The sequence below is a fragment of the Pseudomonas palleroniana genome, assembly GCF_022836895.1.
Taxonomy (GTDB): Bacteria; Pseudomonadota; Gammaproteobacteria; order Pseudomonadales; family Pseudomonadaceae; genus Aquipseudomonas; species Aquipseudomonas palleroniana.
Map to the genome: position 1 here is coordinate 5,094,100 of NZ_CP092411.1, position 22,919 is coordinate 5,117,018.

General features: G+C 59.5%; 26 protein-coding genes and 1 tRNA gene. 12 read left to right on the forward strand and 15 right to left on the reverse strand.

Annotated features, from left to right (window positions below):
• Positions 1–15: 15 nt before the first annotated feature.
• Together tcuC and MJP36_RS22815 are read left to right on the forward strand one after the other, a co-directional pair.
• Positions 16–1,320 carry an MFS transporter gene (gene tcuC, locus MJP36_RS22810; protein WP_060753695.1) on the forward strand — a complete coding sequence of 435 codons (1,305 nt, stop codon included), beginning with the start codon at positions 16–18 and terminating at the stop codon, positions 1,318–1,320.
• Positions 1,320–2,078 (forward strand): substrate-binding domain-containing protein, encoded by a 759-nt coding sequence (locus tag MJP36_RS22815; protein WP_060753696.1) that lies wholly within the window; start codon positions 1,320–1,322, stop codon positions 2,076–2,078. The genes tcuC and MJP36_RS22815 overlap by 1 nt, the downstream gene beginning before the upstream one ends.
• Here MJP36_RS22815 and MJP36_RS22820 read toward each other — a convergent pair.
• Complete coding sequence (locus MJP36_RS22820; RefSeq protein WP_060753829.1) at positions 2,070–2,972, reverse strand: LysR family transcriptional regulator; 903 nt, start codon at positions 2,970–2,972, stop codon at positions 2,070–2,072. The two genes, MJP36_RS22815 and MJP36_RS22820, sit on opposite strands and share 9 nt — an antisense overlap.
• 196 nt (positions 2,973–3,168) lie before the next feature.
• Here MJP36_RS22820 and MJP36_RS22825 point away from each other — a divergent pair, with 196 nt between their 5' ends.
• Entirely contained in the window at positions 3,169–4,047 is an 879-nt protein-coding gene (locus MJP36_RS22825; RefSeq protein ID WP_244384051.1) for an SMP-30/gluconolactonase/LRE family protein, read from the forward strand.
• Between the two features lie 68 nt (positions 4,048–4,115).
• On the opposite strand, the gene MJP36_RS22830 is transcribed toward MJP36_RS22825, so the two are convergent.
• Positions 4,116–4,655 carry a tetratricopeptide repeat protein gene (locus MJP36_RS22830; protein WP_244384052.1) on the reverse strand — a complete coding sequence of 180 codons (540 nt, stop codon included), beginning with the start codon at positions 4,653–4,655 and terminating at the stop codon, positions 4,116–4,118.
• On the opposite strand from MJP36_RS22830, the gene MJP36_RS22835 reads away from it, so the two are divergent.
• From MJP36_RS22835 to MJP36_RS22850, 4 genes are all read left to right on the forward strand, one after another.
• The gene (locus tag MJP36_RS22835) at positions 4,654–4,944 is read left to right on the forward strand and encodes a hypothetical protein (RefSeq protein WP_244384053.1); all 291 of its coding nucleotides are present in this window, start codon (positions 4,654–4,656) and stop codon (positions 4,942–4,944) included. The two genes, MJP36_RS22830 and MJP36_RS22835, sit on opposite strands and share 2 nt — an antisense overlap.
• On the forward strand, positions 4,901–6,127 hold the full coding sequence (locus MJP36_RS22840) for an MFS transporter (RefSeq protein WP_244384054.1): 1,227 nt from the start codon (positions 4,901–4,903) through the stop codon (positions 6,125–6,127). Before MJP36_RS22835 ends, MJP36_RS22840 begins: the two co-directional genes overlap by 44 nt.
• Before the next feature lie 424 nt (positions 6,128–6,551).
• Positions 6,552–6,791 (forward strand): type II toxin-antitoxin system RelB/DinJ family antitoxin, encoded by a 240-nt coding sequence (locus MJP36_RS22845; protein WP_060753830.1) that lies wholly within the window; start codon positions 6,552–6,554, stop codon positions 6,789–6,791.
• Positions 6,781–7,068 (forward strand): type II toxin-antitoxin system RelE family toxin, encoded by a 288-nt coding sequence (locus MJP36_RS22850; protein ID WP_244384055.1) that lies wholly within the window; start codon positions 6,781–6,783, stop codon positions 7,066–7,068. Before MJP36_RS22845 ends, MJP36_RS22850 begins: the two co-directional genes overlap by 11 nt.
• 87 nt (positions 7,069–7,155) lie before the next feature.
• On the opposite strand, the gene MJP36_RS22855 is transcribed toward MJP36_RS22850, so the two are convergent.
• The 5 genes from MJP36_RS22855 to dapA all read right to left on the reverse strand — a co-directional run bounded on the left by MJP36_RS22855 (position 7,156) and on the right by dapA (position 10,844).
• A tRNA-Ser gene (locus tag MJP36_RS22855) sits at positions 7,156–7,245 on the reverse strand.
• A gap of 83 nt (positions 7,246–7,328) precedes the next feature.
• On the reverse strand, positions 7,329–8,042 hold the full coding sequence (gene purC, locus MJP36_RS22860) for a phosphoribosylaminoimidazolesuccinocarboxamide synthase (protein WP_010212191.1): 714 nt from the start codon (positions 8,040–8,042) through the stop codon (positions 7,329–7,331).
• Positions 8,043–8,069: 27 nt separating this feature from the next.
• Entirely contained in the window at positions 8,070–8,828 is a 759-nt protein-coding gene (locus tag MJP36_RS22865; RefSeq protein WP_104995791.1) for an MBL fold metallo-hydrolase, read from the reverse strand.
• A 4-nt stretch (positions 8,829–8,832) separates the two neighbouring features.
• Positions 8,833–9,948, reverse strand: coding sequence for an outer membrane protein assembly factor BamC (bamC, locus tag MJP36_RS22870; protein WP_161549701.1), 1,116 nt, complete (start codon positions 9,946–9,948; stop codon positions 8,833–8,835).
• Between the two features lie 17 nt (positions 9,949–9,965).
• Complete coding sequence (gene dapA / locus MJP36_RS22875) at positions 9,966–10,844, reverse strand: 4-hydroxy-tetrahydrodipicolinate synthase (RefSeq protein ID WP_090366213.1); 879 nt, start codon at positions 10,842–10,844, stop codon at positions 9,966–9,968.
• A gap of 273 nt (positions 10,845–11,117) precedes the next feature.
• Here dapA and MJP36_RS22880 point away from each other — a divergent pair, with 273 nt between their 5' ends.
• Together MJP36_RS22880 and MJP36_RS22885 are read left to right on the forward strand one after the other, a co-directional pair.
• On the forward strand, positions 11,118–11,678 hold the full coding sequence (locus MJP36_RS22880) for a glycine cleavage system transcriptional repressor (RefSeq protein WP_003172487.1): 561 nt from the start codon (positions 11,118–11,120) through the stop codon (positions 11,676–11,678).
• A gap of 10 nt (positions 11,679–11,688) precedes the next feature.
• Positions 11,689–12,162: a peroxiredoxin gene (locus tag MJP36_RS22885; RefSeq protein WP_060753705.1), complete on the forward strand. Its 474-nt coding sequence runs from the start codon at positions 11,689–11,691 to the stop codon at positions 12,160–12,162.
• A gap of 129 nt (positions 12,163–12,291) precedes the next feature.
• Here the strand turns inward: MJP36_RS22885 and MJP36_RS22890 are convergent, their stop codons facing one another.
• Together MJP36_RS22890 and MJP36_RS22895 are read right to left on the reverse strand one after the other, a co-directional pair.
• A complete protein-coding gene (locus MJP36_RS22890; RefSeq protein WP_060753706.1) occupies positions 12,292–13,362 on the reverse strand; it encodes an AI-2E family transporter in 1,071 nt (356 codons plus the stop codon).
• 30 nt (positions 13,363–13,392) lie between these two features.
• The gene (locus MJP36_RS22895; protein ID WP_010212198.1) at positions 13,393–13,632 is read right to left on the reverse strand and encodes a sulfurtransferase TusA family protein; all 240 of its coding nucleotides are present in this window, start codon (positions 13,630–13,632) and stop codon (positions 13,393–13,395) included.
• Positions 13,633–13,726: 94 nt separating this feature from the next.
• Between MJP36_RS22895 and MJP36_RS22900 the strand changes: the two genes are divergently transcribed.
• Positions 13,727–15,160 carry a M48 family metalloprotease gene (locus MJP36_RS22900; protein WP_060753708.1) on the forward strand — a complete coding sequence of 478 codons (1,434 nt, stop codon included), beginning with the start codon at positions 13,727–13,729 and terminating at the stop codon, positions 15,158–15,160.
• Between the two features lie 67 nt (positions 15,161–15,227).
• On the opposite strand, the gene MJP36_RS22905 is transcribed toward MJP36_RS22900, so the two are convergent.
• The 4 genes from MJP36_RS22905 to rpoE all read right to left on the reverse strand — a co-directional run bounded on the left by MJP36_RS22905 (position 15,228) and on the right by rpoE (position 19,082).
• Positions 15,228–16,667 carry a DegQ family serine endoprotease gene (locus tag MJP36_RS22905; protein WP_244384056.1) on the reverse strand — a complete coding sequence of 480 codons (1,440 nt, stop codon included), beginning with the start codon at positions 16,665–16,667 and terminating at the stop codon, positions 15,228–15,230.
• A 234-nt stretch (positions 16,668–16,901) separates the two neighbouring features.
• Positions 16,902–17,864, reverse strand: a complete 963-nt coding sequence (locus tag MJP36_RS22910; protein WP_060753710.1) for a MucB/RseB C-terminal domain-containing protein — start codon at positions 17,862–17,864, stop codon at positions 16,902–16,904.
• A 16-nt stretch (positions 17,865–17,880) separates the two neighbouring features.
• On the reverse strand, positions 17,881–18,468 hold the full coding sequence (locus tag MJP36_RS22915; RefSeq protein WP_060753711.1) for a sigma-E factor negative regulatory protein: 588 nt from the start codon (positions 18,466–18,468) through the stop codon (positions 17,881–17,883).
• 32 nt (positions 18,469–18,500) lie between these two features.
• The gene (rpoE, locus tag MJP36_RS22920) at positions 18,501–19,082 is read right to left on the reverse strand and encodes an RNA polymerase sigma factor RpoE/AlgU (RefSeq protein ID WP_060753712.1); all 582 of its coding nucleotides are present in this window, start codon (positions 19,080–19,082) and stop codon (positions 18,501–18,503) included.
• 464 nt (positions 19,083–19,546) lie between these two features.
• Between rpoE and nadB the strand changes: the two genes are divergently transcribed.
• Entirely contained in the window at positions 19,547–21,163 is a 1,617-nt protein-coding gene (nadB, locus tag MJP36_RS22925; RefSeq protein WP_244384057.1) for an L-aspartate oxidase, read from the forward strand.
• Here nadB and MJP36_RS22930 read toward each other — a convergent pair.
• Positions 21,132–21,578 carry a protein YgfX gene (locus MJP36_RS22930; RefSeq protein WP_060753714.1) on the reverse strand — a complete coding sequence of 149 codons (447 nt, stop codon included), beginning with the start codon at positions 21,576–21,578 and terminating at the stop codon, positions 21,132–21,134. The genes nadB and MJP36_RS22930 overlap by 32 nt on opposite strands.
• Positions 21,562–21,816 carry an FAD assembly factor SdhE gene (locus MJP36_RS22935; protein WP_017255216.1) on the reverse strand — a complete coding sequence of 85 codons (255 nt, stop codon included), beginning with the start codon at positions 21,814–21,816 and terminating at the stop codon, positions 21,562–21,564. Before MJP36_RS22935 ends, MJP36_RS22930 begins: the two co-directional genes overlap by 17 nt.
• Before the next feature lie 140 nt (positions 21,817–21,956).
• On the opposite strand from MJP36_RS22935, the gene ygfZ reads away from it, so the two are divergent.
• Positions 21,957–22,898, forward strand: a complete 942-nt coding sequence (ygfZ, locus tag MJP36_RS22940; protein WP_244384058.1) for a CAF17-like 4Fe-4S cluster assembly/insertion protein YgfZ — start codon at positions 21,957–21,959, stop codon at positions 22,896–22,898.
• Positions 22,899–22,919 lie beyond the last annotated feature (21 nt).

A 22,919-nucleotide genomic window follows, 5' to 3' on the forward strand; every position in this document is an offset into this window, starting at 1 on the left:
GGAGACACAAAAACCATGACTAGCCCTTCCCGGCCCGACGCTGCCCCTTCGAAAGTGGGTGCAGTCCTACGCGTTACCTCGGGCAACTTCCTCGAACAGTTCGACTTCTTTCTGTTCGGCTTCTACGCCACCTATATCGCTGCCGCGTTCTTCCCCGCCGCCAATGAGTTTGCGTCATTAATGATGACCTTCGCCGTGTTCGGCGCGGGTTTCCTGATGCGTCCACTGGGCGCGATCGTTCTGGGTGCCTATATCGATGACGTCGGTCGCCGCAAAGGGTTGATCATGACTCTGTCGATCATGGCCAGCGGCACGCTGCTGATCGTGCTGGTACCGGGTTATCAGACCATTGGCCTGTGGGCACCGCTGCTGGTGCTGCTGGGGCGCTTGCTGCAAGGTTTTTCGGCCGGTGCGGAACTGGGCGGCGTGTCGGTGTACTTGTCTGAAATGGCCACACCGGGCCGCAAAGGCTTCTACACCAGTTGGCAGTCCGGCAGCCAACAGATCTCCATCGTGGTTGCGGCCGCCTTGGGTTATGGCCTGAACCAATGGATGGAACCGGCTGTAGTTGCCGATTGGGGCTGGCGCATTCCCTTCGGCCTGGGTTGCGTGATCATCCCGTTCATTTTTGTACTGCGACGCAACCTGCAGGAAACCGAAGAGTTCGCCAACCGCAAACATCGCCCAAGCATGCGCGAAGTGCTGGCGACCCTGGCGAAGAACTGGACCATGGTGATCGGCGGCATGCTGATGGTTGCCATGACCACCACGGCGTTCTACCTGATCACGGTCTACGCGCCGACCTTCGGCAAGACCGTGCTGCAACTGAGCACTTCCGACGCCTTGCTGGTGACGTTGCTGGTGGCGGTGTCGAACTTTGTCTGGCTGCCGATCGGCGGCACCCTGAGCGACCGCTTCGGGCGCAAGCCGGTGCTGGTGGCCATGACCGCCCTCACCGTGATCACCGCCTACCCGGCGCTGTCGTTCGTGGTGAATGCGCCAAGCTTCGCGCATATGCTCGAAACCCTGCTGTGGTTCTCCTTCCTGTACGGCATGTACAACGGCGCAATGATCCCGGCCCTGACCGAAATCATGCCGGTGGAAGTACGTGTGGCCGGTTTCTCCCTGGCTTATAGCCTGGCGACCGCCATTTTCGGTGGTTTCACCCCGGCGATCTCCACCTGGTTTATCCATGTCACCGAAGACAAGGCTTCGCCAGCCTACTGGATGATGTTTGCCGCGCTGTGTGCCCTGTGCTCGACCTTGGCCCTGTACCGTCGCGCCAATACCCGCGGGCAGATGCTGCAGGAGGCCGTATGATGCGCACCCTACTCAACAGCCTTACGGCCCTTGCACTCGGCGCCCTGGCACTGACGGCGCAGGCCGAAGAACTCAACGTGATGACCTCCGGTGGTTTTACCGCTGCCTATAAATTGCTCGGCCCGCAATATGCCAAACAAAGTGGCGACACCCTGAATACCATCCTGGGTCCGTCCATGGGCAAGGCGCCGGAAGCGATTCCCAACCGTCTGGCGCGTGGCGAACCCGCCGATGTGGTGATCATGGTCGGCTATGCGCTGGATGACTTGATCAAGCAAGGCAAGGTCGACCCTGCGTCCCGCGTGGAACTGGCGGACTCGCGTATTGGCCTGGTGGTGAAAGCCGGCGCGGCCAAACCGGCGATCGGCACTGACGCCGAATTGAAGGCCACGCTGACCCAGGCCAAATCCGTGGCTTATTCGGACAGCGCCAGCGGCGTGTATGTCGAGAAGGAACTGTTCAAGAAGCTCGGCATGCCCGCCAAAGGCACGATGATCGAGCGCCTGCCGGTGGCCGAACAGGTCGCCAAGGGTGACTACGAGGTCGGCTTGCAGCAGGTGGCGGAACTGTTGCCGATACCAGGGGTGACGTTTGTGGGCAAGATCCCGGAAGACGTGCAGTCGGTGACACGCTTTGCGGCGGGGATTCCGGTCAACGCCAAACACCCGGCCCAGGCCAAGGCACTGCTGAAGTTCCTGGCTTCACCCGAGGCGCAACCGGTGGTGCAATCCACCGGCCTGGACTCGGTGTCACGCTGACCGAAACGGCATCTCCCGTACCAACCGCTCCAACTCCAGCGCCGCCGGCGGCAACGTCCGCCCGCGGCGCTTGATCAAGCCCACATTGCGCATCACCTGCGGTTCCACCAGCGGCACACTCACCAGGATCGGGTGTTCGCCCGCCGGCATCGCAATCGATGGCACCATCGCCACGCCCAACCCCGCTTCCACCAGCCCGATCATCGTGGTCACGTGATGGGTCTCGCAGACACTCGGTTTCTTCACCCGCACGCCGCGCAGGGCCTGGTCCAGCAGAAAGCGGTTGCCCGAGGACTTGTCCACGGTGATGTAGTCGTATTCGTAAGCTTCAGCCCAACTCACACTCTGGCGCCCAGCCAGCGGGTGGTCATGCCGGCAGGCCAGGACGTAGCGCTCCTGCAACAGCAGTTCGAATTCCACTTCATCGGCCAGGCTGCCGCTGAAACTCACACCGAAATCCGCCTCGCCGCTCTCCACGGCGTTGCAGACCTCACCGGCGCTGGCATCCAGCACCTGCAGGCGAATCTTCGGATAGAGCTTGTGAAACTCGGAGATCACATGGGGCATGAAGTAATAAGCGGTGGACGGCACGCAGGCGATGGTGACGTTGCCCATCCGCGTGGACGCCACATTGCTGATGCCCATCAAGGCGATGTCGAGGTCGTCGAGAATACGCTCCACCTGGGGCAGGAACGCACGGCCGACCATGGTCAGGTTGACCCGTCGGGTGGTGCGCTCGAACAGCTTCACATCGAGGGCGGATTCGAGCTTTTCGATACGTCGGCTAAGAGCCGGTTGCGAGATTCGGATGGCCTCGGCGGCACCGCGAAAACTGCCTTTGTCTACCACAGCGCGGAAGGCTTGAAGGTCGTTGAGGTCGAAGTTGATGATCACGAGAGGGTGGCCAGTGGCTGTCAGGATGGGGGCATTATCGTACGGGAGCGGATGGGACGTCATGTACCCGGGGCTGGACGTCGCCTGCAAGCACGGTTTTCGGGGACAGCCGATTTTCCCGGGGTGAAGTTCAATGGCAGCCTTTGGTAGGGTGTCCGACTCGATTATTTTTTCCCATTCCTACCGGCGTACCTCCATGAGTCGAATAATAAAAAAACACCAGGCGCTGCGCTGCGGCGCATGGATCCTTGGCCCGCTATGCCTCGCTACCCTGGGCTTTTTTGCCTGGCAGAGTTTCTATCCGGTGCAGGCGAGCGACGGCTGGAGCTATAGCGTGATTCATCGAGACGTGGCCAAGGCGGCATCGCTGATGCCCCTGCACGATGGCTCGCTGATGGTCAGCCAGGAACTCAAGGACGGGCTGGGCAGCATTGTGCGGATCCACGCGGACGGGCAACGCGAAGTCGTAGTGGCCAACCTGTCCAAACCCGACGGCATGGTCGCCACCCGTGGCGGCTGGGTGTTCAGCCAGGAATCAGGTGGCGCGCCGGTCAGCTTTCTCAAGGACGGCGCCGTCACGGAGTTGTTCCGCGGTGAAAACGTACAGGGCCTGTGGGTCGAGGGCGACGACCTGTACGCCATTGAAGACCGCAAGCCCACCGGCCGCCTGATGCGCTACCGCTGGAGCGACCAGTCCCTGAGCGTGCTGCGCGATCAGGTCGAGGAAGGCGAATCCATCGTGCGTTGCACGGATGGGCGCATGCTCTATACCGAAAAGAAAAAAGGCGTGGTCCGCGAACTGACCGATGATGGCAGCGACCCGGTGGTGCTGGCGGGCTTGAACAAGCCAACGTTCCTGATGTGTGATGAACGCGGGTTGTGGGTCAACGAAGACTCGACGCACCGGGCACGCCTGTTGTTGATTGACTCTTTGGGCAAGCAGCAGACCATTCTGTCGTTCTTGAAGGCGCCGCAATCGATTGTGCCGACAGGACGGGGCACCTATCTGCTGGCGGAAGGGGGTAGGAACCGGGTGTTGGAACTGGTGCCGCAGACGCTCGCCGTCTCACCGTAAGACTCGTCGCAGACCAGCAGTCCTGGCGAGCCTTTCAGCGCGGCACCGGCATACCAAAGTGTTCGGCGTCACGCCTGCGGCGCGGCCGCAATGGCTTCGGCCAGGTCCTGATATTCTTCGCAGCTAGTGCTGCACAGGGCTTTGATTTTCGCCAATTGTTCCTGCGCCAAATCCATACGCCCCTTGATCACATATGCCTCACCCAGGTACTCGCGGACCTGGGCGTAGTTGGGGTCGAGCGCAACGGACTTCAGGTAATAACCGATGCCTTCATCGGTGCGTCCCAGTTTGCGCGTGGCATAACCGCGGTAGTTGAGGGCCTTTGCGGTGTTGGGGTTGTGCAGGGTGTCGAGCAAAGCCAGCGCTTCATCGTACTGCCCATCCTTGGCCAAGCGGTACGCGTAATCGGTACGGTCGGCGTCCGAGATGGCCTTGCTGGTTTGCAGCACGCATTTTCCGCTCTTGGTATCCCAGACCTGGCCTTTGGGGCAGTTCGGCTTGGGCGGCGCCGGTTCGTCCCCGGATGCGAGAACCTGGCCTGCAAATAAAGCCGCGGCCAGAAGAAATGCGCTGCGGTAACCAACGGCCTGCTCACGGTAAGTCTTCATGATGGTCATGCTCCGTCACACTGAGGAAGAACAGCAACAAGAGATATCTGCCACCATGCGCCATTTTTACTGGCAGGTTAAGCGTGGTCTGACTGTCGGCCTAAAGAGCGTCGAATCGATTGTACTGATGGTTATTATCGAAACGAGCGCCTCGGTGGTTGCTAAAAACGATTTATATAATCGCCTCCAGTTTCTCCTGCCCTGCGCCTGGCTTCAGGCGACACATCTTTCTGGAACCCGATACCATGCCAAGTGCCAGCCAGGCCCCAAGCGGCCGCCCGGAACATGATCAACAAAGTGTCAAACAGCAGTGGCTGGCGATTCTCTCGGTCGCGGTGGGTGCCTTCGCCCTGGTGACCAGTGAATTCCTGCCGGTGGGCGTACTCAATGATGTCGCCAGCGACCTCGGCATCAGTGCCGGCCATGCCGGCCTGATGGTCACCCTGCCCGGTATCATGGCCGCCCTCGCCGCCCCGTTGCTGTCTGTGATGATTGGCGCCATGGACCGCCGCTATTTATTGATCGGCCTGACGCTGATCATGATCATCGCCAACACCGTCGTGGCGTTCGCCAGTGACTTCAACCTGCTGCTGTTCGGTCGCGTCCTGCTGGGCATCAGCATCGGCGGGTTCTGGGCCACCGCCATCGCCCTCAGCGGCCGCCTCGCTCCCAGAGGCGTGGGCGTGGCGAAGGCCACCTCGATCATCATGATGGGAGTGACGCTGGCCACCGTCCTCGGCGTGCCCGTCGGCACCTGGCTCAGCGGCCTGATGGGCTGGCGCATGACCTTCCTGGTCACCGCGCTTGTAGGCGTACCCGTGCTGCTGGCGCAGGTCTTTTTGCTGCCGCGGCTCAACCCGGAAAAAGCCATCCTCATCAGTGACCTGCCGGCCTTGTTTATCAACCCACGCGCTCGGGTCGGTTTGATCGCCGTGTTGCTGATCGGCCTGGCACACTTTGCCGCCTACACCTACGTCGCGCCGTTCTTCAAGAACAGCTCCGGCTTCGACGGCCAGACCATTGGCTCACTGCTGCTGATGTTTGGCATAGCCGGCGTCGCCGGTAACATTTTTGCCGGCTTCGCCGCCAACCGCAGCGTGCGCTATACCCTGCTGCTGGTCGCACTGATGATCGGCACCAGCACCGCCCTGTTCCCCTACTTCGCCACCGGCCTGATCGGCGCGACGATGTTGATCGCACTCTGGGGCTTCGCCTTTGGTGCCTTCCCGGCCTGCGCCAGTATCTGGATGTTTGTCGTGGCGCCCAAGGATGTTGAACGCGGTATGCCGCTGTTCGTCGCCTTGTTTCAGGTGATCATTGCCTTGGGTTCATTCTTCGGCGGGCGGATTGTGGACCAGATGGGTAGCTCGGTGCTGTTGAGCCTGGCGACGGCGTTGGTCGGCGTAGGTTTTGTCACGGTGCTGGTGCTGGGGCGAAATGTGAGTAACAGCTTGGTAGCGCAATCTGCCTGAGCAGAAAGAGCTGTTGAAAAGCCTGCTAAGCATTGAGCTTGGCAGGCTTTTTTATTTTCAGCGGACGCGCATCGCAAGTCCCCGATTTGGAAAAGCTTCGTAATGAAAACTCGCACAGTGAAGCTTGTGTACCCACGCCCCTGAACTAGCCTCGAAAGGGTCGCCATGTGGCGACGTACTGCCAAGGAGCTTACATGCCAACCAGATATCGTGATGCCGTCACCGGAGAGTACGTGACAGAGGCTGAGGCAAAGAAAAGACCAAGGGAAACGGTGAAGGAGAAGGATAAAAAGTCGCCGTCAAAGCCACAGGGTAAGAAGTGATGTCGAGGTTGGAAGACAACGCCATACGTCGAGACAGCCTTGCCAACACGGCATACCTGAGTCAATGTAACGACAAACGTCATTACATGAGTAACGCTTCCATGGCATCTATAAACATCCGCATCGATGACGACCTGAAAGCTCGCGCCTACCTGGAACTGGAAAGGCTTGGCGTCACGCCTTCTGAACTGATGCGCCAAACCCTGCAATATGTAGTAGAGCGCGGTCAATTGCCTTTCAAGCCTGTGCTGATGACTGAGGATGATGAAGCCTTGCTGGCCAAAGTGCGGGAACGATTGGCGTCCCCTCAACGCGTAAGGGTTTCTATAGATGATCTATAGCCTTGATTTTGATGCACGCGCATTGAAGGAATGGCAAAAACTCGGCAACACCATCCGTCAACAGCTCAAGAAGAAGCTGATGGAAATTCTGAATGACCCACGCATTGAAGCTAACCGCCTGCATGGCCTGCCTGACTGCTACAAAATCAAATTACGTAGCAGCGGTTATAGGCTTGTCTATCAAGTGATTGATCATGAAATCACTGTGTTCGTCGTGGCTGTTGATAAGCGGGAACGTGATCGGGTTTATCAGAGAGCGGCTGAGCGTTTGAGCTGATCATGGATTTGATGAGCTGTAGTAAATGCTCTGCCAAAAACGAAAAAGCCCCGTAGCTTACTCAGCTACGGGGCTTTTTCTATGTAATGGCGGAGAGATAGGGATTCGAACCCTAGGTACCGGTGAAGGTACAACGGATTTCGAATCCGTCCCATTCGGCCACTCTGGCATCTCTCCAACGGCGCGCATCATAACAGTGTGTTTCACGGAAGCAAACCCCAAAAGAGATTTTTTTCCGTGCTATCAGATGCTTGCGTCGATTAAAGCGGTACGCCGAGACGGTTGGCGACTTCTTCGTAGGCTTCGATAACGTCACCGAGGCCCTGGCGGAAGCGGTCTTTGTCCATCTTTTTCTTGGTGTCTTTGTCCCACAGGCGGCAGCCGTCCGGGCTGAATTCGTCGCCCAGGACGATGGAGCCGTCGTGGAATACACCGAATTCCAGCTTGAAGTCGACCAGCAGCAGGCCGGCGTCGTCGAACAGCTTGCTCAGCACGTCGTTGACCTTGAGGGACAACTCCTTCATGCGCGCCAGTTGCTCGGCGGTGCCCCAGCCGAACGCCACAACGTGGGATTCGTTGATGAACGGGTCGCCCTTGGCGTCGTCCTTCAGGAACAACTCGAAGGTGTAGGGGTTGAGCTTGAGGCCCTCTTCCACGCCCAGACGCTTGACCAGGCTGCCGGCAGCGTAGTTACGCACGACGCACTCGACCGGGATCATGTCCAGCTTCTTCACCAGGCACTCGTTGTCGCCCAGCAGTTTGTCGAATTGGGTCGGAATGCCGGCCGCTTCGAGTTTCTGCATGATGAAGGCGTTGAACTTGTTGTTCACCATGCCTTTGCGATCAAGCTGTTCGATGCGCTTGCCGTCGAACGCCGAAGTGTCGTTGCGAAACAGCAGGATCAGGCGGTTGGCGTCGTCGGTCTTGTAAACCGACTTGGCCTTGCCGCGGTAGAGTTCTTCACGTTTTTCCATGATGGGCTCCGCTTTGAGTGAGGTGGGCTAGGCGATATGTCGCCAGTCGAGCCCTGAATCTTGATCGGCCAGTTGCAGCCAGTCCGGGTCGCACCCGAGGGTGTCGACAAAACATTGCCGGGCAAGCGTCGGCAGGTTGTTCTTGCTGCTCAGATGGGCCAGGACCAGGTGTTGCAGGTCTTGCCAGCCCAACTCATACACCAGGTACGCCGCCTGGTGGTTGTTCAAATGTCCCAGTTCGCCGCCCACCCGCTGCTTGAGAAAGTACGGGTAATGACCACGAGCCAGCAGGTCTCGGCAGTGGTTGGACTCGATCATCAAGGCATCGAGATTGCGGTACCCGTCCAGCACCTTCGCACAGTAGGAACCCAGGTCGGTGAGCACACCGAAACGCCGCTCACCATCACTGAATACGTATTGCGTCGGCTCTTGGGCGTCGTGTGCCACGGCGATCACGTTGACGCTCAACGCGCCGATCTGCAGTTGCTCACCACCGGCCAGGAAACCTGCAGGCTCAATGGGTTTGCGCATCCCGCGCAAGGTGCCGCGACTCAGGTACACCGGCAGATTGTAGCGCCGAGACAGCAAACCCACGCCATGCACATGGTCGGCATGTTCGTGGGTCACCAGAATCGCGCTCAACTGCGCGGGGTGAACCCCCAGGCGCAGCAGGCGCCGCTCGGTTTCTCTTAACGAGAAACCACAATCGACCAGCACGTACGTGTCGTCATGAGCGACCAGCGTGCCGTTCCCTTGGCTACCGCTGCCGAGAACGGCAAAACGCATCGGATCAGCCCAGGTTGTCCTGAATCACGCCCAACACCTTGCGTGCGGTTTCAGCCGGCGCCACCGTGTTGATGTTCTTCTCGACGGTGACCTGCACGCTGTCGCCCACCTTGCTCAAACGAACCTGATAACGCTCGGCGCGGGTTTCGATCTCTTCCTTGGTCGGCTGGCTGCCAAACAACTTGCCGAAGAAACCTGGCTCGTCGTCTTTCTTCTCGGCCTTTTCCGCCACGTTGATGTAGTACAGGCCCAGGCTGCGGTTGATGTCCTCAACACGCCAAGGGCCCTTCTCCAACGCACGGCCTACACTGGCCCAGGCACGATCCAGGTCTTCACCCAGGTTCAGCACCACGTTGCCGCTGCCGTCTTCGGAGAGGCTGACGCGGTTAGGCGTATCGTAGTCGCGTGCGGCAAGCAGGGAAACCGAACCGCCCTTCTCGGAGATACGGCTCATGTTGGCCAGCATCTCATCGACCAGCGCTGCGTCAACGCCGGTGTTGACCGAGCGGTTGGTGAATTCGACATTGGCTGTGCTGCCGGCAGGACGCTCGGCGCTGACCACATAGACTTCACTGGTATTACGCTGCACGCCAGGCTCGATGCGCACACGCACACGGGATTCGCTGTCGGCCGCTACACCACCGGCCTGCAGACGCTGGGCCATGTTGGCGGACAATTCACTGCCGTGCTGCCAGGCCGTGGTGAATTCACCGGTCTGCGGGCGCTGCTGGTCAATGCGAAAACCGTTGTCCTGGAAGAACTGCACCGCCACCGGCCAGACTTCGGCAGGTGGGCGCTGCGCCACGATCCAACGGTTGTCGCCGCTTTTCTGCAGGCTGTAGTCGCTGGCATCCGCCACGGCCGTGATCGGCTGTGGACGTGGTACCACGAACTCGCCTTTGATGGTTTCATCGGCAACGTTGCGTGGAATCGGCAGCAGTGGGTCAAGGCGCTTGGCGACATTGACATCAGGCGGCAGTTGCATCGGCTTGGTCGCTTGCGCGTCCAGGTAGTCGCTGCCGCGGTCACGGAAGTAGCCTTCCGGGCCCCAAATCCAACCGCAGCCACTGGTGCTGGAGATAATCAAGGCAAGTGCGGAAAGTCCGGCCAATCGCTTCATGCGTAATGCTTCCTCAATTAAACCAGGACGCCGGACTGGCGCAGGGCCTGTCGCAGCGGTTCGTGACAGGCTTCGCTGAGACGGGTGAGCGGCAGACGGATACCGTCCGGCATCATGCCCATTTCAGTCAGTGCCCATTTCACGGGAATAGGGTTGGATTCAATAAACAGGGTCTTGTTGAGCGGCATCAGCTTCTCGTGGATCGCTCGGGCGGTCACGGCATCACCGGCAATGGCGGCGGCGCACATTTCGCTCATGGCACGCGGGGCCACGTTGGCGGTCACGGAGATGTTGCCCTTGCCACCCAGCAGGATCAGCTCGACAGCCGTGGCGTCGTCACCGGAATACACCAGGAAATCGCTGCTCACGCCGGCCAGGATGTCCTTGGCGCGCTGCAGGTCGCCGGTGGCTTCCTTGATACCGATGATGTTCGGCACGGTGGACAGGCGGATCACGGTCTCAGCCTTCATGTCGCAGGCGGTACGGCCCGGGACGTTGTAGAGGATCTGCGGGATCTCGACAGCTTCGGCGATGGCGCGAAAGTGCTGGTACAGGCCTTCCTGGGTCGGCTTGTTGTAGTACGGGGTCACCAGCAGGCAAGCGTCGGCGCCGGCCTTCTTGGCGTTTTTGGTCAGCTCGATCGCTTCACGCGTCGAGTTGGCGCCCGTACCGGCGATGACGGCAATGCGGCCCGCGACACGCTTGACCACGAATTCGATCACCTGGATGTGTTCTTCCACATCGAGGGTCGCCGATTCACCCGTGGTGCCGACCGCAACAATGGCATTGGTGCCTTCTTGCAGGTGGAAGTCCACCAGCTTGCCCAGGCTGTCCCAGTCGAGATGACCTTGTGCATCCATGGGTGTGACCAGTGCCACCATACTGCCCGCAATCATGCAACCGCTCCTGCCGGAAAAAGAGAGCCGTAATGGTACTGGCGCCAAGATGCTTGCACAAGCGAAGTACCGTCTGAGGATGCGTTCTGGATCAACTAAACGACGGGCAATGCCATCATTGGGCCAAAGCATGGCCTGAAGCACGATGAAACCAGACCGGTCGCGCAATGAAAACGCCGCCTCCTAGCCCTTGGCGACGCTTTTCGCTACCCTTGATCCTTTGATCGATACAGCCCACACGGTATCGACCGCTCATCGCTTTAGGAAGGCTGCATGTCCACCCCCACAGTTCGCGAACAATTCCTTGTTATCAGTGCCCTCGGCGCCAACCCCATGGAGCTGACCAACGTCCTGTGCCGCGCCAGCCATGAGAACCGCTGCGCCGTCGTGACCTCCCGCCTGACCCGCCACGGCGAGTGCAGTGCGCTGGTCCTGCAGATTTCCGGCACCTGGGATGCCCTGGCGCGCCTGGAGACCGGCTTGCCGGGCCTGGCCAAGAAGCACGACTTCACCGTCAACGTGGTACGCAGTGCCGCGCTGGAGAATCGCCCTCAGGCGCTGCCTTATGTGGCGTATGTCAGCTCGGCTTATCGCTCGGACATCGTCAACGAGCTGTGCCAGTTCTTCATCGATCATAACGTCGAGCTGGAGAACCTGACTTGTGATACCTATCAGGCGCCCCAAACCGGCGGCACCATGCTCAACGCGACGTTCACCGTGACCCTGCCGGCCGGCGTGCAGATCAGTTGGCTGCGCGACCAGTTCCTGGATTTCGCCGACGCCCTGAACCTTGACGCCCTGATCGAACCATGGCGCCCTCAGAATCCAATGTAAGGAAGTCCTCATGCCGGTAGCCATCGACACACCCGTGACCGATTTCGAAGCCCAGGCCACCAGCGGCCAGACCTTCAGCCTCGCGGCCCTCAAGGGCAAGCAAGTGGTGATCTACTTCTACCCCAAGGACAGCACCCCGGGCTGCACCACTGAAGGCCAGGGTTTCCGTGACCAGTACGCAGCCTTCCAGGCCGCCAACACCGAAGTCTTTGGCGTGTCGCGTGACAGCGTGAAGTCCCACGAGAACTTCAAGGGCAAGCAGGCGTTCCCGTTCGAGCTGATCAGTGACAAGGACGAAGCAGTTTGCCAGCTGTTTGACGTGATCAAGTTGAAGAAGCTGTACGGCAAGGAATACCTGGGCGTGGATCGCAGCACCTTCCTGATCGACAGCGCAGGGGTGCTGCGCCAGGAATGGCGTGGTGTAAAAGTGCCAGGTCACGTGGATGCCGTCCTGGCTGCGGCACAAGCCTTGAACAAGCACTGATTGTAGTGAGCGGGCTTGCCCCGCGCTGGGCGGCAAAGCCACCCCAAACCCAGGCGCCTCGGTCTGTCTGAAACACCGCGGGGTCCTTGTTGGGGCGGCTTCGCCACCCAGCGCGGGCAAGCCCGCTCACTACAATAGCGGTGCAACTATAGGTTCCTGTCGCGGCCACGCGTCGAGCACCGCCTTGAACAGCGTCGCCAGGGGAATCGCGAAGAACACGCCCCAGAATCCCCACAACCCACCGAACAACAACACCGCGCAGATGATCGCCACCGGGTGCAGGTTGACGGCTTCCGAGAACAGCAGCGGCACCAGCACATTGCCATCCAGGGTCTGGATGATGCCGTACACCGCCATCAGGTAGATGAACTGGTCGCTCCACCCCCACTGGAACAAGGCGATCAACGTCACCGGCACCGTCACCACCACTGCGCCGACATATGGCACTACTACAGACACGCCCACCAGCAGTGCCAGTAACGCCGCATAGTTGAGCCCGAGGACCACAAAGGCGATGTAGGTGACGCCCCCACAGATAACGATCTCAATCACCTTGCCGCGAATGTAGTTGGCAATCTGACGGTTCATCTCTTCGGCCACTCGGGTAATCAGCGCCCTTTCACGCGGCAGGTAACCGCGGACCCAGCGGCCGATCATCTCGCGGTCCTTGAGGAAGAAAAACACCAGGATCGGCACCAGCACCAGATAGATCATGATGTTGACCAACAACGGCAGGCTGGACAGAGAAAAGGTCAGCGCCCACTGCCCGAATTTTCCGATCTCGCCGCGCGCCAGTTCAATGGCCTGCACCACCTGCTCATCCGACACCAGATGCGGATAGCGTTCAGGCAACATCAGCAACAACGACTGCCACTTGGCCAACATCCCCGGCAACTCGTTGAACAGGGTGATCAACTGATGCCACAGCAGCGGCAGCACCACCACGATGAATACCACCAGCAAGCCCATGAACAGGGCAAACACCAACCCCACCGCCACACCACCCGGTAAGCGCAAACGTTCCAGGGTGTTGACCAACCCTTGCATCAGGTACGCCAGCACCATCCCTGCCAGTACCGGCGCCAGCATGCCGCCCAAAGTGAGCACCGCCGTAAAAGCCAGGAACAGCAGGACCGCCAGCACCACGGCCTCTTCATCGGAAAAGTAGCGCTGGATCCAGTCTCGTAACACTTTGAACATCAATCAACCTCGGATGATGGGGCGAACGATTCAGGCCTTTCGTAGCCAGTAACGGTACACCCCGGCGGCGTCTTCTTCGTGCAGCAGGGTGTGACCGGCCAACTTGGCAAAGGTCCGGAAATCGCGCTGGGAGCCGGCATCCGTGGCGATCACCTTGAGTACTGCGCCACTGGCCAATCGATTGAGTTCCAACTTGGCCTTGAGCAGGGGCAACGGGCAATTCAGGCCGCTGGCATCAAGCTCCGCATCAAAGGCTACAGCGTCGGTCATGGTTTTACTCCGGACAAGCGTTGGGCTGCTTAGAATATCTGGTCCGAAGCTCAGTGTCCGGCTACAGTAGACTCTTTGTCGAAAGGCTTTGTGCATGACTTTTTTGCGCCCTACCCTGCTGACGCTGGCTTGCCTGCTGGCCTCTCCAGGCTTCGCTGACGACCTGCCGTCACTTGGCGACGCCAGTTCTGCCATTGTCTCGCCACAACAGGAATACCAACTGGGCCGCGCCTGGCTTGCCTACTTACGCGGCCAGGTGTCGCAGCTCAATGACCCGCAGCTCAAAGACTACGTCGAAACCAGCGTGTACAAACTGGTGGAGACCAGCCAGGTCAATGATCGGCGCCTGGAATTCATCCTGATCAACAGTCCGCAACTCAACGCCTTTGCCGCGCCCGGCGGGATTGTCGGGGTCAACGGCGGCCTGTTTCTCAATGCCCAGACCGAAGGTGAGTACGCCTCGGTATTGGCACACGAACTGGCTCACTTGTCCCAACGTCACTTTGCACGGGGCGTGGAAGCACAGTCGCGCATGCAGCTCCCGATGATGGCCGCCCTGCTCGGCGGCATCATCGCCGCGGCGGCAGGCGCAGGTGACGCCGGCATTGCCGCCATTGCCGGCAGCCAGGCGGCGGCTATCCAGGAGCAGCGCCGGTTCTCGCGCCAGAATGAACAGGAGGCTGACCGGATCGGCATCCTCAACCTGGAAAAAGCCGGGTACGACCCGCGCTCCATGCCCACCATGTTCGAACGGCTGATGCGCCAATACCGCTTCGACGCCAAGCCACCGGAGTTCCTGCTGACTCACCCGGTTACCGAATCGCGGATTGCCGACACCCGCAACCGCGCCGAACAAGCCAAACCCGGCGGTAAGGAAGACAGCCTGCGCTATCAACTGATCCGCGCGCGCGTACAACTGCAATATGAAGACACCCCAGGCCTGGCCGCCAAGCGGTTCCAGGCACAACTGGACGAAAACCCGAAAAACGACGTGGCACGCTATGGCCTGGCCATTGCCCAGATCAAGGGTACCCAGCTCAAGGCGGCCCGAGAAAACCTGGCACCGCTGCTGGCCAAAGCCCCCAATGACATCACCTACAACCTGGCGCAGATCGAGTTGGACATCACCAACAATCGCCTGCCGGATGCCCAGCAACGCACGGACCGGATGCTCACCCAATACCCCGGCAACTATCCGCTGAATCAGGTGCGCGTGGACTTGCTGCTCAAGCAGAACCGTACCGCAGATGCGGAGAAAGCCCTGGACGGTTTGCTCAAATCCCGCCCCGATGACCCGGATGTCTGGTACCAGGTCGCCGAGACCCGCGGTTTGTCCGGCAACATCATCGGTTTGCATCAGGCCCGCGCCGAGTACTTTGCCTTGGTGGGTGACTTCCAGCAGGCCATTCAACAGCTGGATTTCGCCAAGCGCCGGGCAGGCAACAACTTCCCGCTGTCCTCGCGTATCGATGCACGCCAACGTGAATTGATTGAACAGGAACGTCTGGTGAAAGGGATGATGGGCTAAATCCATCGCCCACAAAAAAGCCCCGCCTTCGTTAAACGAAGGCGGGGCTTTTTAATAGGCTAGAGCCTTACTCAGCCAGCTTGAACGTGATGAAGCTCGCACGCCCCTGACGCAGCACACGCATCGACACCGAGCGATTCTTCGGCAACGCCTTGGCGATGTCGGCGAACTCCTTGGTGGAGTTGATCGCCTGATTGTTCAGGTGGGTGATCACATCTCCCGGCTGCAGGCCGATCAAGGCGGCTGGGCCGTCCTGGACTTCCTTGATCACCACGCCACCTTTCAGGTCGAAGCTCTTCTTCTGCTCAGCGGTCAGCTCAACCACCGCAATACCCAGGCGGTTGCTGCTGCGCTCAACGCCTGGCTTGGCGTTGCCCAGCGCATCGAGGGCGGCGCCCTCTTCAGGGATAGCCCCTACGGTCAGCTCGACGTTTTGACGCTTGCCATCACGGATCACTTCCAACTTGGCCTTGCTGCCGGCTTTCAGAGCACCGACCAGGTGCGGCAAATCGGCGGACATGATGATCGGCTGGCCGTTCATGCTCAGGATCACGTCGCCAACTTGCAGGCCGCCTTTGGCAGCCGGGCCGTCGTCCTGAATCTGTGCGACCAGGGCACCGGCCGGCTTCTCGAGGCCGAAGGATTCAGCCAGGTCTTTGTTCACCTCCTGGATCACGACACCCAACCAGCCGCGGCTGACTTTGCCACCGCTCTTGAGCTGGTTGGAAACGTCCATGGCAACATCGATCGGGATCGCGAAGGATACGCCCATGAAGCCACCGGAGCGGGTATAGATCTGCGAGTTGATACCCACCACCTCGCCCGCCAGATTGAACAACGGACCACCGGAGTTACCTGGGTTGATCGGCACATCGGTCTGGATGAACGGCACGTAGTTTTCGTTCGGCAGGCTGCGGCCAATGGCACTGACGATGCCTTGGGTGACGGTATGGTCAAAGCCGAATGGCGAACCGATTGCCACGACCCACTGCCCGGCTTTCAAGTCCTGGGATTTACCCAGTTTCAGTACCGGTAAATCCTTGCCATCGATTTTCAGCAAGGCCACATCGGAGCGCGGGTCCGTACCGACCAGCTTGGCTTTCAACTCACTGCGGTCGGCCAGGCGCACGAGGATCTCGTCAGCATCGGCAATCACATGATTGTTGGTGAGGATGTAGCCATCGGAAGAAATGATGAAACCCGACCCCAGGGACTGCGCTTCGCGCTGGCCACCGCCGCCGCCACGTGGGGAGCGCTGTTGCGGCATACCCCGCTCGAAGAACTCGCGCAGCATCGGCGGCAGCCCTTCGAGGTCCGGCATCTGCTGGTTCGAGACTTTGCGCTCGGGCAGTTTCTGCGTGGTACTGATGTTCACCACGGCAGGCGAGGCCTGCTCCACCAACTGGGTGAAGTCAGGCAGTTCGGCCGCTTGCGCGGACACAGCCTGACCCAGCACCAGCACCGTGGCGACTATGGATAAGTAAGACTTCAAACGTGGTATCGACATACAGCTCCCGTTACGACGAGCAGGGTTGAGCGACAGGGTTCAAGAAACACCGAAAACTACGATCGGCATCTTTGTTCCGCGAACAAAACAAGGCCGGAGCCGACAAGCCCTGACCTATAAAAAACATGGGGATTTTTTGCAAGTGAAAATAACGAACCAGACATTTCATGCTCTCAATACCCAACCAAGCAGAGGCTCACATTGGAAGGTCAGGATGAACATAGGATTAACAACTCATGGCTGGGTGGCAACCTTTTCACCGCGCACCGACAGCGCGATGCGTTCGGCGGTGCCGATGGGGATTTCGCCGACAACCGTCACCATCATCTCGCCGTCCACCGTGTTCAGGCGCCGCGACACCGCAACCGTAGGCCCCAGTTGAGTGCGGGTTTCCGTCACGCTCGCTCCGTCTGTCGACTCGAGAAACACCGAGAAGCGTGCAAGGCCGTCGCTATACATCCAACTGTCGACAGTAGATTGGGTTTGGCTATCTCGGCGTGCGTTACTGCTGATGGGCTCAAAACCAGGCGGCAGCCAGTTCAGGTGCCATGCCTGATCGGCAGGTACTTCTGGCGCGTTGTTGTTGGAAACGGCAACGGCTTTACATTCGCCGCTGGGCTGCAGATCGCGATCAGAAAGCGCGACCGACGTATTCAGGCGGGTGAATTGAAAACGTTCCAACAACTGCCCCTGATCGTTGAGTAACAACGATTTGAGTGGCAATGCCGTTTCGCGATCCAGATGCAACTCGAAGCCATATCGGTATTGGTCTCGAGGGGTGATCGAGACAATCACCGCGTTACGACCGGCCACACGGGATTTCCCGATAACGGACAGTTCATAAAAGGGAGTGAGCTTTTGGGGATCAAGAACGCGCGCGGCCGAGGCATCACGCGAATTCCCAAGGCCTGCGACGAGTGTGCCGCTGACGCATTGAGTACGACCATCTATCCGTACGACTTCCTGGGCAGAACCGTCGAGCTGGAGTAATCGCTCACGAACCTGACCATTCTGGACACGATGCCAGATGTCATGGGTAGAAAAACTGCCATTACGTTCGTAGACGAACGTACCTTCGAAGCTTTGTTGCTGCTCTGCACGCCCAAGTCGAGTCAGCCAGTCTTGGGCTTCATCGGCATGGGCGGATAGTGCAAACCAGCTACTGAGCAAAAGCGTGAGGAGCGGTATGGCGCGCATAGTGCTCCTCAGCGATTCAACGGTTTTCCAGGCTTGCAGCACGTGCATAAGGCAGAGCGCTTTCAGTACCTTTCAAGGCCGACTCCTGTGCGTGTTGACGCAGGTAGCCTGGAAGGCGCTGATCCTGCCAGCCGGATTGCCCTTGCAGTACGCCATTGGCCATTGGGCCGGTGGTGTCAGAGCTTTCCTTGTAGCCGGCCAGTACAGCCGGGCCCTTGACTTGCGGACCAGCCATGACCGGCTGCTGAACCTGTTGGGCCAGCTCGTTACCGGCGATTTCGTCCTGGTTGTACAGGCGAACACCCGCCAATACGGCAACAGTCACCGAAGCAGCAACCGCCAGGCGACCCAGGCTGCGCCATGGACCACGAGCAGCTTTTGCCGGAACGGCTTCATCGGCCAGCGCAGCAGAAACGGCCGCAGCAATATCCAAACGAGGGATTAGTAGATCCTTGTGCATCACCGCCCGAGCGACTTGGTAACGAGACCAGGTATCACGGGTTTCGGCATCATCAAATGCGTTGAGCACTCGACGAAGTTCCAGTTCATCCGCTTCGTTATCCATCACTGCGGACAGCGATTCCTGCAGGGCATCACGACTCATGGCGGTTCCTCTCTTGGCTGTCGCCGCTGTCTTTAGTTTTCCTGCAACAACGGTTGCAAGGCTTTGTCGATGGCTTCCCGGGCCCGGAAAATCCGTGACCTTACAGTCCCCACCGGACATTGCATGACGCTCGCAATGTCTTCGTAACTCAGACCATCGAATTCACGTAAAGTTAACGCGGTACGCAAATCTTCCGGCAGTTGCTGAATTGTGCGATGAACGGTGCCTTCGATTTCGTCGCGCAGCAATGAACGCTCCGGCGACTCGAGATCCTTGAGGCCATGATCACCATCGTAAAATTCAGCATCTTCTGAACTTACATCACTATCGGGTGGGCGGCGGCCGCGAGACACCAGATAGTTCTTCGCCGTGTTAATGGCGATGCGATATAGCCACGTGTAAAACGCACTATCACCGCGGAAATTGCCTAGTGCACGATATGCCTTGATAAAGGCTTCCTGTGCTACATCCTGCGCTTCATGGGTGTCGTGCACGAATCGCACGATCAACCCGAGAATTTTGTGCTGGTATTTCAGCACTAGCAGATCAAATGCACGCTTGTCACCGCGCTGAACGCGCTCGACCAGCTGCTGATCCTCTTCCTGGGTTAGCATGAACACTCCTCGTTGTACTTGAAGGAGGCTTGCATAACTAAATGACCAGGCTTGCAAACATAGACTCGGGCTTTTCGCAAAAGTTCTCCCCTTTCAAGCAAGTTTCCGGCGCGCACTGTTTTGGCACACACGAAAAACGCAGCTCGGGCAACGCCGGCTGCGCGAATAATCTTGTCGTCGGCTTCCTGACGCGTCCAATGCTCCCGACGGGCCAATAAACTCAACGTTTTCCCAGCTTTCGGGCAACCTGCTATTGAGTCGGGACTGCTGCAAAAAGTTCCCCCCTCCAATAACCGGCTCATTTCACCCGACTGATGCACGGCAATCTCATATTGCCACGAATGCCCGACTATTGTGCCGCTCCCCCCCTCTATATACTAGTGGCCCGTGTGACCCTTTGATTCGCCGATCCAGGCGTCCTGTTTGCGCCAGCCTTTCGGATCGCTTTTTGCGGAATCCTTCCAATGAGCCAACAGTTTCAACACGATGTCCTGGTGATCGGTAGCGGCGCGGCCGGCTTGAGCCTTGCGCTGACCCTTCCCAGCCATTTGCGCATTGCCGTACTGAGCAAGGGCGACCTGGCCAACGGCTCGACCTTCTGGGCCCAGGGCGGGGTCGCCGCCGTGCTGGACGACACCGACACGGTGCAATCCCACGTTGAGGACACCCTGAATGCCGGCGGTGGCCTGTGCAATGAAGACGCGGTGCGCTTTACCGTCGAACATAGCCGCGAAGCCATTCAATGGTTGATCGACCAAGGGGTGCCGTTCACGCGTGACGAGCAGGCGGGCAACGATGATGGCGGATTCGAGTTCCACCTGACCCGTGAAGGCGGCCACAGCCATCGCCGCATCATCCACGCCGCCGATGCCACCGGTGCCGCGATCTTCAAGACCTTGCTCGAACAAGCCCGACAACGCCCCAACATTGAATTGCTGGAACAACGCGTCGCCGTCGACCTGATCACCGAAAAACGCCTGGGCCTGGACGGCGAACGTTGCCTCGGCGCCTACGTGCTCAACCGCACCAGCGGCGAAGTCGATACCTACGGCGCACGCTTCACCATCCTCGCATCCGGCGGTGCAGCCAAGGTCTACCTCTACACCAGCAACCCCGACGGAGCCTGCGGCGATGGCATCGCCATGGCCTGGCGTTCCGGCTGCCGCGTGGCCAACCTGGAATTCAACCAATTCCACCCCACGTGCCTGTACCACCCGCAGGCCAAGAGTTTCCTGGTCACCGAAGCCCTGCGCGGTGAAGGTGCACACCTGAAGCTGCCCAATGGTGAGCGCTTCATGCAGCGCTTCGACCCACGCGCCGAACTGGCGCCAAGGGATATCGTCGCCCGCGCCATCGACCATGAAATGAAGCGCCTGGGCATCGACTGCGTCTACTTGGACATCAGCCACAAACCCGAAGCCTTCATCAAGAGCCACTTCCCGACGGTCTACGAACGCTGCCTGACCTTCAATATCGACATCACCAAAGGCCCGATCCCGGTGGTGCCGGCGGCGCACTACACCTGTGGTGGAGTAATGGTCGACCAGCACGGACGCACCGATGTACCGGGCCTGTATGCAATTGGCGAAACCAGCTTCACCGGCCTGCATGGCGCCAACCGCATGGCCAGTAACTCGCTGCTTGAGTGCTTTGTCTACGCGCGCTCGGCGGCGGCCGACATTCTTGAACAACTGCCATACATTCCAGTGCCCGCCGCCCTGCCCCGCTGGGACGCCAGCCAGGTCACCGATTCGGATGAAGACGTGATCATCGCCCACAACTGGGACGAATTGCGGCGCTTCATGTGGGACTACGTAGGGATCGTGCGCACCAATAAGCGCCTGCAACGGGCGCAACACCGGGTGCGATTGTTGCTCGATGAGATCGACGAGTTCTACAGCAACTATAAGGTCAGCCGCGACCTGATCGAATTACGCAACCTGGCCCAGGTGGCGGAATTGATGATCCGCTCGGCCATGGAGCGCAAGGAAAGCCGGGGGTTGCATTACACCCTTGACTACCCCCAGATGCTGCCCGAGGCCCGCGACACTATCCTGGTGCCAACCACCTACGGCGGCTGAACTTGAGGCGCACCCGCAGGCGCCGATGCACATCGGCAGCCTGCGAGTCCTTCGGCACACAGAGCGAACGCACGCGCCACTCACCCTGCACCCGATAACGCAGCACCACGATCCATGGCAATGCCAGGCTGTCGGGGCGCAGTTGCACGCTGTGCCAGCCGCGCTCATCACTGAACAGCTGCCAGCCATCTTCATCCCGGCGCAGACCGCGAACCGACGAACGGTGAGTCAGCCGGATGTGGCGCGGTAGTGCCCAGGCGGCATGCGCCAGGCACAACAGCGTGCCAAGGCTTGAATAAGGAAGGTCGAGAACCAGCAGACTCCCCAGCGCGAGCAACTGGGCAAGCAGATATGCCGCCAGCAGCAGCCCAGAGGCCTGCCAGCGGCATTCGAAGCGATTACTTGGGCTGGACACGGTCCAGGATCATCCGGACCATGCGTTGCAGCTCCGGGTCTTCGGATTCGCTGCGCTCCATGAACCAGCCGAACATGTCCTGGTCTTCGCACGTCAACAGCCTGACGTAGAGGTCACGATCCACCTGATCGAGCGTCGCATAGACCTCTTTGGTGAACGGCACCAGCAACACATCCAACTCCAGCATGCCGCGGCGGCTGTGCCAGTAGAGGCGATTGATTTCTACATCTTCGACCATGGAGCGCTCCTCAAATAGAGCGCAAGTATACAGGCCCGACGGCGGTGGAACAGTCGGCTTTGGTCGCCCCTTACGGAAACTATCCATTTGCCGGGCGCCCCTCTATGATGCACCCATGACTTTTTGACCTGCGATGACCCATGGCTGACTCTGCTTTTTTCTGCCCCTTGTCCCACGAAGGCGTTCTCGCCGTCCGCGGCGCCGACGCTGCCAAATTCCTGCAAGGGCAACTGACCTGCAACCTCAATTACCTGAGTGACACTCAAGCCAGCCTCGGCGCGCGCTGCACCCAGAAAGGGCGTATGCAGTCGAGCTTTCGCATCCTGCTGCAAGGCGATGGCGTGCTGCTGGCAATGGTCTGCGAATTGCTCGAACCGCAACTGGCGGACCTGAAAAAGTACGCGGTGTTCTCCAAGTCCAAACTCACTGACGAAAGCGCCGCCTGGGCACGCTTTGGTCTGGCGGATGCAGATCAGGCCCTGGCCAGCCTCGGCCTTCAATTGCCTGGCGAGACCGACAGCGTCGTACGTACCGACTCGCTGATCGCCATCCGTGTGTCCCCCGGCCGCGCCGAACTCTGGGCCCCTGCCGAACAAGCCGAAGCCCTGCACGCGCAACTCAATGCACAGTTGAAGGAAGCCGGCTTGAATGAATGGCTGCTCGGCCAGATCCGCGCCGGTATCGGCCAGGTCATGCCGCAAACGCGCGAACTGTTCATTCCACAGATGCTCAACCTGCAGGCCGTAGGCGGCGTCAGCTTCAAGAAAGGTTGCTACACCGGCCAGGAAATCGTCGCCCGCATGCAATACCTGGGCAAGCTCAAGCGACGCCTGTATCGCCTGAGTCTCAACGCGGCCGAACTGCCGGAGCCCGGCACCCCGCTGTTCTCTCCCAGCCACAACAGTTCGATCGGCGAAGTGGTGATCGCGGCAAAAGCTGACTCATCCGTTGAACTTCTGGCGGTGTTGCAAGCCGAAGCTGCCGACAGCGGCGATGTGCACTTGGGCACCCTGGAAGGCCCTAGCCTGCAACTGCTCGACCTGCCTTACCCACTGGATCGCGATAAAGAGATCCAGCGTTAATCGCCGTACCTTTTTGCAGCA